General features: G+C 75.4%; 8 protein-coding genes. All 8 read left to right on the top strand.

Annotated features, from left to right (window positions below; translation table 11 throughout):
* Positions 1-790, top strand: a 790-nt coding sequence (locus R7226_RS22935) for a CobD/CbiB family cobalamin biosynthesis protein (protein WP_318599682.1), incomplete at its 5' end; no start/stop codon positions are given.
* On the top strand, positions 787-2,313 hold the full coding sequence (locus R7226_RS22930) for a cobyric acid synthase (RefSeq protein WP_318599681.1): 1,527 nt from the start codon (positions 787-789) through the stop codon (positions 2,311-2,313). The genes R7226_RS22935 and R7226_RS22930, both read left to right, overlap by 4 nt.
* Positions 2,298-6,149, top strand: a complete 3,852-nt coding sequence (gene cobN, locus R7226_RS22925) for a cobaltochelatase subunit CobN (RefSeq protein WP_318599680.1) — start codon at positions 2,298-2,300, stop codon at positions 6,147-6,149. The genes R7226_RS22930 and cobN overlap by 16 nt, the downstream gene beginning before the upstream one ends.
* A gap of 64 nt (positions 6,150-6,213) precedes the next feature.
* Positions 6,214-8,208, top strand: coding sequence for a VWA domain-containing protein (locus tag R7226_RS22920; RefSeq protein ID WP_318599679.1), 1,995 nt, complete (start codon positions 6,214-6,216; stop codon positions 8,206-8,208).
* A complete protein-coding gene (gene cobO, locus R7226_RS22915) occupies positions 8,205-8,849 on the top strand; it encodes a cob(I)yrinic acid a,c-diamide adenosyltransferase (RefSeq protein ID WP_318599678.1) in 645 nt (214 codons plus the stop codon). The genes R7226_RS22920 and cobO overlap by 4 nt, the downstream gene beginning before the upstream one ends.
* The gene (locus R7226_RS22910) at positions 8,846-10,087 is read left to right on the top strand and encodes an alkaline phosphatase family protein (RefSeq protein WP_318599677.1); all 1,242 of its coding nucleotides are present in this window, start codon (positions 8,846-8,848) and stop codon (positions 10,085-10,087) included. The genes cobO and R7226_RS22910 overlap by 4 nt, the downstream gene beginning before the upstream one ends.
* Complete coding sequence (locus tag R7226_RS22905) at positions 10,084-11,469, top strand: cobyrinate a,c-diamide synthase (RefSeq protein ID WP_318599676.1); 1,386 nt, start codon at positions 10,084-10,086, stop codon at positions 11,467-11,469. Before R7226_RS22910 ends, R7226_RS22905 begins: the two co-directional genes overlap by 4 nt.
* Positions 11,470-11,635: 166 nt before the next feature.
* Positions 11,636-13,315, top strand: a complete 1,680-nt coding sequence (locus tag R7226_RS22900; protein WP_318599675.1) for a bifunctional adenosylcobinamide kinase/adenosylcobinamide-phosphate guanylyltransferase — start codon at positions 11,636-11,638, stop codon at positions 13,313-13,315.
* Position 13,316 lies beyond the last annotated feature (1 nt).

The raw sequence follows: 13,316 nt of genomic DNA, 5'->3' as shown, positions 1-13,316 counted from the left end.
CGCCTCGCGCGCCGAGGGCAGCGCCGCCCGGCCGCGGTTCGCACGGCCCGGCGCCGGCCGCGCGCTCGTGCTCGCCGTGCTCACCTGGGGCGCGCTCGGCGGGCGCAGCCTCGCGCGCGAGGGGCGCCGGATCGCTGGTCACCTCGATCGCGACGATCTCGCCGGCGCGCGCGCCGCGCTGCCCGCGCTGGCCGGTCGCGATCCCTCCCAGCTCGACGCGGCCGGCGTCAGTCGCGCGGTCGTCGAGTCACTGGCGGAGAACAGCTCGGACGCCGTCGTCGGCGCGCTCGTCTGGGGCGCGATCGGCGGCCCGGCCGGCGTCGCCGCCTTCCGCGCCGCCAACACGCTCGACGCGATGGTCGGTCACAGATCACCCCGCTACGCCGAGTTCGGCTTCGCGTCGGCCAAGCTCGACGACGCGCTCGGCTGGCCGGGCGCCCGTCTCGGCGCGCTGCTGACGGTCGCGACGGCCCCGGTCGTCGGCGGCTCCCCGCGTGCCGCTCTGACGATCTTGCGCCGCGACGGTGCCGCCCATCCGTCGCCGAACGCCGGCCGGATGGAGGCCGCCTTCGCCGGCGCGCTCGACCTCCGCCTCGGCGGTCCGCTGAACTACGGCGAGCGCCGCGAGGAGCGCCCGACGCTCGGCGACGGCCGCGCCGCGACCCCCGCCGACGCCCACCGCGCCGCCCGCCTCAGCCTCGCCGTCGGCGCCGCCGCGGCGGTCCTCTGCGCCGCCGCCCGCGCCGTTCGCCCCGCCCGTGCCACCCCTGCCACTGGAGCCCCCGCATGAGAGGCGCGATTCTGATCGCCGGCACGCACTCCGATGCCGGCAAGTCGGTCGTCACGACCGGGATCTGCCGCTGGCTCGCGCGGCAGGGGATCTCGGTCGCTCCCTTCAAGGCGCAGAACATGGCGCTCAACAGCGTCGTCGCGCACGACGGCAGCGAGATCGGACGGGCGCAGGCGGCGCAGGCGGCCGCCTGCGGGATCGAGACCGAGGCGGCGATGAACCCGGTCCTGATCAAGCCGTCGGGGCAGCGACACAGCCAGATCGTCGTGATGGGCAAGCCGTACGCCGACGCCGACGCGCGCAGCTACCAGACGCTCAAGGATCAGCTCAAGCCGATCGTCGGGGAGGCGCTCAGCGACCTCCGCAGCCGCTTCGACGTCGTCGTCTGCGAGGGCGCCGGCAGCCCCGCCGAGATCAACCTGCGCGCAGCCGACATCACCAACATGGGGCTCGCGACCGCGCACGGGCTGCCGGTCCTGGTCGTCGGCGACATCGACCGCGGCGGCGTGATGGCGTCGCTGTTCGGCACGCTCGCGCTGCTGGACGAGAACGACCAACGCCACATCGGCGGCTTCCTGATCAACAAGTTCCGCGGTGACGCGTCGATCCTCGCCCCCGGCCTGACGCAGCTCGAAGCGATGACCGGCCGCGCGACGCTCGGCGTGCTCCCGCATGTCGAGGACCTGTGGATGGACGTCGAGGACTCGCTCGCGCTGGAGGCGCCGCGGCCGGAGGCGCCGGCGCTCGGCGAGACGCTCGACGTCGCCGTCCTGCGGCTGCGCTGGATGAGCAACTTCACCGACGTCGACGCGCTCGCGACCGAGCCGGGCGTGCGGGTCCGCTTCACGCGCTCGGCGGTCGACCTCGAACGGGCCGACCTCGTCGTGATCCCGGGCACGAAGGCGACCGTCGAGGACCTCCAGCGGCTGCGCGACAACGGCCTCGACGCGGTCCTGGCGAAGCGTGCCGCGCAGGGACTCCCGATCCTCGGCATCTGCGGCGGGTACCAGCTGCTCGGCCATACGATCGAGGACATGGTCGAGTCGAGACTCGGGACCGTCGAGGGGCTCGGCCTGCTGCCGGTCAGCACCCGCTTCGCCGCCGACAAGCTGCTGCGCCGCCGCAACGGGTCCTGCGACTGGCTCGGCGCGCCGGTCGCCGGCTACGAGATCCGCCACGGCCGCGTCACGCGTCATGGCGGCGAGCCGCTGCTGCAGGACGCGGGCGACCGCGAGCCCGACGGCTGTCGCGCCGGCGAGACGCTCGGCACCAGCTGGCACGGCGCGCTCGAGCACGACGCCTTCCGCCGCGCGCTGCTGCTGCACGTCGCGCGCGTGCGCGGGCGCGCCTTCCGCCCGGGGAACAGAGATTTCGCGGCCGCCCGTGAGCAGCGGCTCGACGTGCTCGGCGACCTGATCGAGCAGCACGTCGACACCGCTGCGCTCGAAGACCTGATCAGCGGCGGGGTTCCCGCCGGCCTTCCGACCGTCCACACAGAGGTGCGCACGTGCTCCGTTTCGTGACGACCGCCGACACCGAGATCCTCGCCACCGCGGCGGCGGTCGAGCGGCTGCCGGCCGACTTCCCGCAGGTGCGCTGCGCCAACCCGTACGGCGCCGACGCGGCGCAACTGGTCGACTCCGTGGTCGACGGTGCCGGCGTCGTGCTGGTGCGCGTGCTCGGCGGCAGACGCGGCTGGCCCGACGGCCTGCCGCTGCTGGTCGCCGCCTGTCGCGAGCGGGGGATCCCGCTGCTGGCGCTCGGCGGCGAGGCGTCGCCGGACGCGGAGATGACCGCGCTCTCGACCGCCCCCACCGGCGCCGTCGCGATGGCCGGCGAGTACCTCCGCCACGGCGACGTCGACAACGTCGAGCAGCTGCTGCGCTTCCTCGCTGACACCTTCCTGCTGGAGGGCTGGGGCTTCGAGCCGCCGCACGAGACCGCCGACCTCGGGGTGTACGTGCCGGGGCGCGGAGACGTGGAGATCGACGAGGCGCGCGCCGGCCATGACCCCGACAAGCCGACGGTCGGGATCTGCTTCTACCGCTCCCACCGCCTCACCGGCAACACCGCCTTCGTCGACGAGCTGTGCGCGCAGATCGAGCAGGCCGGGGCGAACGCGCTCGCGGTCTGGAGCTACACGCTGCGGCGCGACAGAGACGGCTCGGTCGCCGCGCTCGCGCTGCTCGACGGGAAGGTCGACGCGCTGCTGACGACGATGCTCGCGACCGGCGGCTCCAACGCCGGCGACGCGTCGCGGGCGGCCGCTGCGGACGGCGCCTCGGAGGGCGCCGGCGAGCAGTGGCAGGAGTGGGACGCGACCGCGCTCGCCGCGCTCGACGTGCCGGTGATCCAGGCGATCACCGCGACCGCCTCGCGCGCCGCCTGGCTCGCCTCCGACAGCGGCCTCTCGCCGCTGGACTCGGCGACGCAGGTCGCGATCCCCGAGTTCGACGGCCGCCTGCTCGGCGGCGTGATCTCGTTCAAGGAGCGCGACAGCGCCGCCGACTCGCCGGTCGGCGTGCCGGTCCCGCGCTACGTGCCGGACGCCGAGCGCTGCGCGCACGTCGCGCGGCTCGCCGTCAGACACGCGCGGCTGCGTTTCCTGCCCGCGGCGCAGCGCAGAGTCGCGCTGCTGCTGACCTCCTTCCCGACCAAGCACGCGAAGGTCGGCATGGCCGTCGGCCTCGACACGCCGGCGTCGGCGATCGCGCTGCTGGAGCGGCTGCGCGCGGACGGCATGCGCGTCGATTCGCCGTACGCCGACGGCGACGCGCTGATGCACGCGCTGATCGGCTCCGGCGGTCACGATCCCGAGTTCCTCACCGACGAGCAGCTCGCCGCGTCGCCGCTGCGCTTCCCGGTCGCCGCGTATCTGGAGCGGTACGCGGGGCTGGAGGACGAGCTGCGCGAATCGATCGAGGAGAAGTGGGGCCCGCCGCCCGGCGACCGCTTCCTCGACGGCGACGACTTCGTCGTGGCCGGAATCGAGCTGGGCGACGTGCTCGTCGCGATCCAGCCGCCGCGCGGCTACGGCGAGGACCCGGTCGGGATCTACCACGACCCCGAGCTGCCGCCGACCCACCACTACCTCGCCGTCTACTGGTGGATCGAGCAGGCGTGGGGCGCTGACGCGATCGTCCACCTCGGCAAGCACGGAACGCTCGAATGGCTGCCCGGCAAGACGCTCGCGCTCTCGCGCGGGTGCGCGCCCGACGCGACGCTGGGCGAGCTGCCGCTGATCTACCCGTTCGTCGTCAACGATCCCGGCGAGGGCGTGCAGGCGAAGCGGCGCGCGCACGCCGTGATCGTCGACCACCTGATCCCGCCGATGATGCGCGCCGACTCCTACGACGAGATGGCCGTGCTGGAGGCGCTGCTGGACGAGTACGCGCGCCTGGAGGTGCTCGACCCGCCGAAGCTGCCCGCTCTGGCGGCGCGGATCTGGACCGCGATCGAGGCGGCCAACCTGCAGGCCGACCTCGGCGTCGAGGAGCGGCCGGAGGATCTGGGGGAGCTGGTCGAGCACATCGACGGCTACCTCTGCGAGGTCAAGGACATCCAGATCAAGGACGGCCTGCACGTGCTCGGCGCGGTGCCGACGGGGCCGCAGCTGCGTGGTCTGACGTCGGCCTTGCTGCGCCTGGGGTCGGGCAGCGTCGTCGGGTTGCGGCGCGCGGTCGGGCTCGCGTACGGGCTCGACGAGGAGGCGCTCGTGGCGGCTGCGGGTTCGCCGTTCGCGGGGTCGGTTCCGCCGGCGTTGGTGGAGCGCTTCCGCGGCCCCGCGGCGTCCAACGGCGACCTCGTAGATCGGCTGGAGAGCGCGCAGATGGCGCTGCTCGACGGGTTGGCGGAGGCCGATTGGGACGCCGATGCGGTCGAGGGCGTCGTCGCCTCGACGCTGGGCATCGGCGGCTCGGCTGACGCAGATCGTGGCTCGGCCGTTGCAAATGGTGGCGCGGCTGACGCAAAGAGCGGCGCGGCTGAGGTGATCCGCACGCTCCGCTTCGCCTGCGAGGAGGTGCTGCCGCGCGTCCTGCGCACGACCGAGGAGCTCGACAACGTCGTCGCCGCGCTCAACGGCCGCCACATCCCGGCGGGTCCGTCGGGCGCGCCGACGCGCGGACGGATCGACGTGCTGCCGACCGGTCGCAACTTCTACTCCGTCGACCCGCGCGCGCTGCCATCGCAGCTGTCGTGGGGCGTCGGCGTCAAGCTCGCCGACGCGCTGCTCGACCGTCATACGCGCGACCACGGCGCGCTGCCGAGAACGGTCGGGCTGGTCGCGTGGGGGACAGCGGCGATGCGCACGCAGGGCGACGACGTGGCGGAGATCCTCGCGCTGCTCGGCGTGCGGCCGACGTGGCACCCCGAGTCGCAGCGCGTGACCGGGATCGAGGTGATCCCGCTCGCCGAGCTGGGCCGTCCGCGGATCGACGTGACCGTGCGCATCTCAGGCTTCTTCCGCGACGCTTTCCCGCACCTCGTCAACCTGCTCGACGACGCCGTCGCGCGGGTCGCGGCGCTGGAGGAGGACGACGCCGACAACTACGTCGCCGCGCACGCGCGCGCGGACGCCGAGCGGCTCGCTGGCGAGCTGGGCAGCGACGCCGCCTGGCGCCGCGCGACGACCCGCATCTTCGGCTCCAAGCCCGGCACCTATGGCGCCGGGCTGCTGCAGTTGCTGGAGACGCGCGACTGGCGCGACGACGCCGACATCGCCGAGGTCTACGAGGCGTGGGGCGGCTATGCCTACGGCCGCGGGCTCGACGGCGCGCCGGCGCGCGAGGCGATGCGCGAGGCGTTCGGGCGGATCGACGTGGCGGTCAAGAACGTCGACTCGCGCGAGCACGACATCCTCGACTCCGACGACTACTACCAGTACCACGGCGGCATGATCGCGACCGTGCGGGCACTCACCGGCCGCGCGCCGGCCGCTTACCTCGGCGATTCCTCGGATCCGTCGCGCGCGGTCGCGCGCTCGCTGGAGGAGGAGACGCGGCGGGTCTTCCGCGCGCGCGTCGCCAACCCGCGCTGGATCGCCTCGATGATCCGCCACGGCTACAAGGGCGCGGCCGAGCTGTCGGCGACCGTCGACTACCTGTTCGGCTACGACGCGACCGCCGGCGTCGCCGAGGACTGGATGTACGAGCAGGTCGCGCAGAAGTACCTGCTCGACGACGACGTGGCGGCCTTCGTCGCGCAGTCGAACCCGTGGGCCGGCCGCGCGATCGCCGAGAAGCTGCTCGAAGCGGCCGACCGCGGCCTGTGGGCGGCGCCCGAGTCCGCGACGCTCGACGCGGTGCGGGAGAGATTCCTCGCGCTGGAGGGCGAGCTGGAGGAGGCGGGGTCGGCGTGACGCGCTTTGCGTCAGGTGCGCCGCGCTTTGTGTCAGGTGCGCCGCGCGTTGCGGAGGCCGCGCCGTGAGCGCGCACGCCTTCCCGCTGAGCGCGCTCGTCGGCCAGGAGGCGCTGATCGAGGCGCTGCTCGTCAACGCGGTCGCGCCCGACGTCGGCGGCGTGCTGGTGCGCGGCGAGCGCGGGACGGCGAAGTCGACGGCGGTGCGCGCGCTCGCGCCGCTGTTGCCGCCGGTCCACGTCGCGGCTGGTCAGCCGTTCGCGTTCGGGCCGGGTGAGGCGGCTCCCGGCGGCGTCGTGCCGGCCGACGCGGCGATCGAGGAGCGGCCGGCGCCCCTGGTCGAGCTGCCGCTGGGGGCGACGCTCGACCGGCTGGTGGGCGCTTTGGACCTCGGTCGCGCGCTTGCCGGCGAGCAGGCGTTCGAGGCCGGCCTGCTGGCGCGCGCGCACCGCGGGATCCTCTATGTCGACGAGGTCAACCTGCTGCCCGACCACCTCGTCGACGCGCTGCTCGACGCGGCCGCGTCGGGCGTCGCGCGGGTCGAGCGCGAGGCGGTCAGCGCCGCGCACGCCGCGCGCTTCCTGCTCGTCGGCACGATGAACGTCGAGGAGGGCGAGCTGCGCCCGCAGCTGCTCGACCGCTTCGGCCTCGGCGTCGAGGTGCGAGCGCCGCGCGACCGGATCGTGCGCGCCGAGATCGTCCGCCGCCGGCTCGCCTTCGAGCGCGACCCGGCGGGCTTCGCGGCGCGCTTCGCCGGCGAGGAGGCGACGCTCGCCGCGCGCATCGCCGCCGCCCGCGCACTGCTGCCGAGCGTGCGCCTGCCCGAGCGCGAGCTGCTGCGGATCACCGGCGCCTGTGCGGAGCTGGAGATCGACGGCGTCCGCGGCGACATCGTCTGCGCCCGCGCCGCGCAGGCGCTCGCCGCGCTGGAGGGCGCCGACGAGGTGACCGAAGCGCACGTCCGCCGCGCCGCCGCGCTGGCGCTCGCGCACCGGCGCCACAGAGATCCGCTCGGCTCTGGCGGGGGCGCTGCCTCCGAGGAGGAGCAGCTTCAGCGGGCGCTCGATGGGGAGCCGGGAGATGGAGAGCCCGAGCCGGATCCGCCGGGTGGGGGAGCTCCTCCTCCGCCCGCACCGCCGGAGCGCAGCAGCAGTTCCAACGGCTCATCTGGGGAGGGGGGAGGAGCCGGCGATCGCAGCGGCTCCGCCTCCGCTCCGGGCGCGGAGGGTTCGTTCTCCCCGACCGCCCGCGCCCGCGAGCGACGCGATCCGCCGGCACCGGCGACGTTGCCGATCGCCGCGCTGACGCTGGACGGGCGCGGCCGCGGGCCGGCCGGTCGCCGCGCGCGCGGCGCCGGTGCGGGCGTCGGCGCGATCGACGCGCGGCCGGCGCGCCCGGGCGCTGAAGACCTCGCGATCGTCGCGACCCTGCGCGCGCGGCTCACTTCGCCGATGAGTGGCGCTTTGTTCAGCCATGGGATGAACAAAGCGCCACTCATCCCGCTCCACGAGCATGTGCGGGCGGGGAGGGAGGCGGTGCTGCTCTGTCTGGTGGTCGACGCGAGCGGGTCGATGGGGGCGCGGCAGCGGCTGGCGAAGGTGAAGGGTGCGCTGTTGGAGTTGCTGCGCGACGCCTACGCGCGGCGTGACCGCGTCGCCGTGATCGCCTTCCGTGACGCGCATGCCGAGCTGCTCGTCAGACCGGGCGCGCCGCTGGAGCAGGCCGGTGCGGCGATCCGCGCGCTGCCGACCGGCGGCCGCACGCCGCTGGCCGAGGGCCTGCGCGAGGCGGCGCTGCTGATCGGCCGCGAGGCGGTGCGCGACCCGTCGCGGCGTGCCGTCGCGGTCGTGCTGACCGACGGCCGCGTGCAGGATCCCCACGGCGCGGTGCCGCTCGCGGCGCGCGCGCTCGGGGCCGCGGCGAGCGCCGTGCACGTCGTCGACACCGAGGAGGGCCACGTGCGGCTCGGGCTGGCCGGGCGCGTCGCGCTCGCGGCCGGCGGGCAGCTGCACCGGCTCGCGCCACCACCCGTCACCAGAACTCGCAGGAGCGCCGCATGACCGAACCCGAAGTCGAGACCGAGGCGACGAGCCCGCTCGCCAAGCACGGCGGCGACGAGGTCGACGTTCCGCACCGCCCCGGCGACCGCGGCAGCGCGGAGCCGAAGCGGCGCAAGCCGCGCGACAGAGCGCTCGTCGCCGTCTACACCGGACACGGCAAGGGCAAGTCGACGGCGGCGTTCGGGATGCTGCTGCGCGCCTGGGCGCGCGGATACAGATGCGGCGTCTTCCAGTTCGTCAAGTCGGGTAAGTGGAAGGTCGGCGAGGCGAGAGCGGCCGCGGCGCTCGGCGGGATCGACTGGGAGAAGATGGGCGACGGCTGGTCGTGGCTGTCGAGAGACCTCGACGAGTCGGCCGACCTCGCGCGCGAGGGCTGGGCGGAGGTCAAGCGCGCGATCGCCGAGGAGCGCTACGAGTTCCTGCTGCTGGACGAGATCACGTACCCGATCAAATGGGGCTGGATCGACGTGGCGGACGTCGTGGAGACGCTGCGCGCGCGGCCGGGCTTCCAGCACGTGATCATCACCGGCCGCGACGCCGCGCCGGAGCTGATCGAGCTGGCCGACCTCGTCTCCGAGGTGACGAAGGTCAAACACCCGATGGACCAGGGCATCCGCGCCCAGCAGGGGATCGAGTGGTGAGAACGCCGGGCGCACGGCGCGGTGGCCCCGAGGTGCTCGTGATCCTCGATGGCGCGAGCGAGCCGCTCGGGGCCGGGGCGCTCGGGGCCGGGCCGCTCGGCTCTGAGCCCCTCGGCTCCGAGCCGACGAGCCTTGAGCGGGCGGCGACGCCGGCGCTCGACGCGCTCTGCGCTGCCGGGACGCTGACGCGTGTGCGGACGGTCGCGCCGTGGCTGGAAGCCGGCTCGGAGCACGCGATCCCGGCGCTGCTCGGCTGGGTGCCGCCGGCGCCGGTCGACCGCGGTGCCATCGAGGCGGCCGCCCGCGGGATCGAGGTTCCCGCCGGCTGCCGAGCCTGGCGGGTCGATGTGCGCGTGGCTCTCGATGGCGCGCGGGCCGACGCCGGCGCGGTGCGTGAGTCAGTGGGCGAGGTGCTGGCGCGCGCCGACGCTGGCGCGGTGCGTGAGGCGCGCGCGTCCGCCGACGCCGGGACCGACGCCGACGCCGGCATCGGCGCGGTGCGTGAGGTGTGCGGCGGGCGAGGTGCGTCGCCGCGGTTCGCCGTCCACGCGCTCGGTGGGCACCGGCTGCTCGTCGTCGGTTCGGCGCCGCTGCCGACGCTGCCGGCGCTCGCGGGGCTGACGCTGCACGCGTGGCCTCAGGGCGTCGTGCCGCCGCGACTGCTCGGCGCCGACACCGTCGTCATCGCGGCGCCAGGCGCGGCAGCCGGGATCGCGCGGCTGATGGGCGCGCGTGTCGTGACGCCGCCCGGCGCGACCGGACAGCCCGGCAGCGATCTCGCGGCGAAGGCGCGGGCGGCCATCGACGCGATCGCCGACGGCGCCGCGCGGGTCGTCGTGCACGTCGGCGCGCCGGATGAAGCCGCGCACGAGCTGGACGCGGCTGGGAAGGTCATCGCGATCGAGGCAGCCGACCGCGACCTGATCGCGCCGCTCGTCGCCACGGTGCGCGCCGCCGGCGGCACGCTGCGCATCTGCCCCGATCACGGCTGCGATCCCGCCGACGGCCGTCACGTCGCGGCGCCGGTGCCATGCCTCACGTGGTCTGCGCAAGGCGCGCCATCGAGTGCGCAGCGTGCGCCGGACTTCGCGCAAGGCGCGCCATTGAGTGCGCAGCGCGCGCCGGACTGCGCGCAAGGCACGCCGCGATCTGCGCACGTCGCGCCGCGCCTGACCGAGCGCGCGGTCGCGGGGCTGCCGGTCGTCGAGCTGGCGCAGCGGGAGCGGGTGGCAGCGTGATCCCGCGACTGGTGATCGCCGGCACCAGCTCCGGCGCGGGCAAGACGACCGTCGCCAGTGGGCTGATCGGTGCGCTGCGCGCACGGGGGCTGCGCGTGCAGGGGTTCAAGGTCGGGCCGGACTACATCGATCCGAGCTATCACGCGCTCGCGGCCGGCCGGCCCGGCCGCAACCTCGACGCCTTCCTGTCGGGGACCGAGCTGATCGCGCCGCTCTTCCGTCACGGGGCCGGCGACGCCGACGTCGCGATCGTCGAGGGCGTGATGGGGCTGTTCGACGGCGCCTCCGGCCGCGGCGAGCTGGCTTCGACGGCGCAGGTCTCGAAGCTGCTGCGCGCGCCGGTCGTGCTGGTCGTCGACGGCTCGGCGATGGCACGCTCGGCGGCCGCGATCGTGCACGGCTTCCGCACCTTCGACCCCGACGTCCAGGTCGCCGGGGTGATCTTCAACCGCGTCGGCTCCGACGGCCACGCGCAGCTGCTGCGTGAGGCGGTCGAGCCGCTCGGGCTCCCGGTGCTCGGCACGCTGCGACGCGACGAGCGGATCGCCGCGCCAGAACGTCACCTCGGCCTCGTGCCCGTCGCCGAGCGCGAGCCGCGCACACGCGACGCGCTCTCCGTCCTGGCCGACGCGATCGCGAGGCAGACCGACCTCGACGCGCTGCTGACGCTCGCGCGCAGCGCGCCGCAGCTGGCGGGGGAGGCGTGGAGCCCGCACGCGGAAGCGCCGCGTGCCGGCGCAGCCGCCCCGCACGTCCGCGTCGCGATCGCGCAGGGGCCGGCCTTCTCGTTTCACTACCGCGAGAACCTGGAGCTGCTGGAGGCGGCTGGGGCGGAGCTGGCGCCGTTCGACCCGCTGCGCGACGAGGCGCTGCCGGCGGGGAGCGACGCGCTCGTGCTCGCCGGCGGCTTCCCGGAGGTGTTCGGCGCGGAGCTGGCCGCCAACGCGCCGCTGCGCACTGCGGTCGCCGCCCATGCCGCCGCCGGGCGACCGCTGCTGGCCGAGTGCGGCGGGCTGCTCTATCTGGGCGCCGAGCTCGACGGCCACGCGATGTGCGGCGTCCTGCCGCTGCGCGCGGCGATGGGCAGACGGCTGACGCTCGGCTATCGCGAGGCGACCGCTGCGACCGCCACGCCGTGGCTGGCGCGTGGCGAGCGCGTCCGCGGCCACGAGTTCCACTACACGCAGGTCGAGGCGGAAGGCGACGCTCCAGCGCCGGCGTGGACCCTCGCGGCTCGCGGCGTCGAGCGCACGGAGGGCTTCGTGCGCGGCGCCGTCCAGGCGAGCTATCTGCATGTGCACTGGGCGGCGTTCCCCCAGGTCGCGCGGGGATTCGTTGACGCGGCGGCGCGCGTGCGCGCTGGTGGCGAGGCGGGCGCGTGAGCGCGGTCGGCCTCGCGCGGGGTGCGGCGGGCGTGCGCGCGGTCGGCCTCGCGCGGGGTGCGGCGGGCGTGCGCGTGGGCGGCATTGGGCGGGGTGCGGCGGGCGTGCGCGTGGGCGGCATTGCGCGTGGTGCTGCGGGCCCGCGTGTCGGCAGCGAGGGCGTCGCGTGACGTTCGCGCTGCTGCTCGGCGGCACGCGCTCGGGCAAGAGCGCGCGCGCTGAGGCGATCGCGACGGCGACCGGCCTGCCCGTCCGCTACGTCGCGACCGCCGACGGCAGCGATCCTTCGTTGAGCGGGCGGATCGCCGCGCACGTCGCCCGCCGGCCGGGCACATGGGAGACGATTGAGGCCGGCGAGCGGCTCGCCGACGCGGTCGGCGAACCGAGCGCTCGCTGCGTCCTCGTCGACGGACTCGGACCATGGATCGCGACGGCGCTTCACCGCGCCGGCGCCTTCGACGATCCATCAGCCACGCGGCTCGCGGGGGTTGAGGAGACGATTCTCGGGCAGATCGAGCAGCTCGTCTCGACGGCCGCGACGGTCGTCGCCGCGGGCGGCGCGGTGATCGTCGTCGCCGAACAGGCCGGCGAGGGGGTGCTGCCGCCCGACCGCACCTCGCGCGCCTGGCTCGACCTGCTCGGCAGCGCGACGCAGCGGATCGCCGCAGCCGCCGACCGCGTCGAGCTGATCGTCGCCGGCCGCCCGCTCACGCTTGCGGATGCGTCTGCGCAAGCCGCGCCGGCATCTGCGCAAGCCGCGCTGGGATCTGCGCAAGCTGCGCCCGCACTTGCGCAAGCCGCGCCGGCATCTGCGCAGGCCGCGCCAGACCTGTCCGCCCTGCGCACCCATGGCGACACGGCCGTGCGGCCGGGCGATGCGGACCATGCCGTCAACGTGCGCGCCGAGGGACCGCCGCCGTGGTTGCGCGAGGCGTTGCAGGCAGCGCTCGACGGCGACGCGACGCGCTACCCGGACGAGCGCGCGGCCTGCGCGGCGCTGGCGGCGCTGCACGGCCGCGAGCCTGAGGAGATCGTCCCGGCCAACGGCGCGGCGCAGGCGCTGTGGCTGCTGCCGGCGGCGCTCAGGCCGCGGCTGGCCGCCTGCGTCCACCCCGGCTTCACCGAGGCCGAGGCCGCGCTGCGCGCGCACGGCGTCGAGGTCGTGCGGGTGCTGCGAGATCCAGCGCGCGACTTCGCGCTCGATCCCGCGGCGGTGCCTGCGGCAGCCGACCTCGTCGTCGTCGGCAACCCCGCGTCGCCGAGCGGAACGCTCGACCCGGCGGCGGCGCTGCTCGCTCTGCGCCGACCCGGGCGAGTGATCGCGGTCGACGAGGCGTTCATGGACCTCGTGCCCGGCGAACCGGGCTCGCTCGCCGGCGAGCGGCTCGACGACGTGATCGTGCTGCGCAGCCTCACGAAATCGCTCGCGATCCCCGGGCTGCGGGCCGGCTATGCGATCGCGCCGCCCGCGATCGCAGAGCGGCTGCGGGCAGTGCGCCCGCCGTGGTCGGTCAACGCGCTCGCGCTCGCGGCGCTGAGCGCGCTCGCGGCTCGCCCCGACGCGCTCGCCGCGGCCGCTGAGCGCACGCGCGTGGAGCGCGAAGATCTGCAGCGGCGCCTGGCGGCGATCGACGGGCTGCGGAGCTGGCCCGCCGCCGCCAACTACTGCCTCGTCGAGGTCGCTGACGGCGCGGCCGTCGCCGCGGCGCTGCGTGAGCGCCGGATCGCCGTGCGGCAGGCCGCATCGTTTCCCGGCCTCGACGGCCGCCACCTGCGGCTCACCGCCCGCACGCCGGACGAGAACGAGCGCTTGGCGCTGGCGCTGGCTGAGGCGGTGGGAGCGTGAC

Origin of the sequence: Conexibacter stalactiti (assembly GCF_033542075.1) — a bacterium.
GTDB lineage: Bacteria > Actinomycetota > Thermoleophilia > Solirubrobacterales > Solirubrobacteraceae > Conexibacter > Conexibacter stalactiti.
Note: the sequence above shows the minus strand (reverse complement) of the source record. Positions and strands in the feature narration are given on the sequence as shown.

What these genes read in the sequence shown, in the direction of transcription:
- R7226_RS22930 (WP_318599681.1), top strand. Translation starts at nt 787, where the DNA reads ATGAGAGGCGCGATTCTGATCGCCGGCACGCACTCCGATGCCGGCAAG.
- cobO (WP_318599678.1), top strand. Translation starts at nt 8,205, where the DNA reads ATGACCGAACCCGAAGTCGAGACCGAGGCGACGAGCCCGCTCGCCAAG.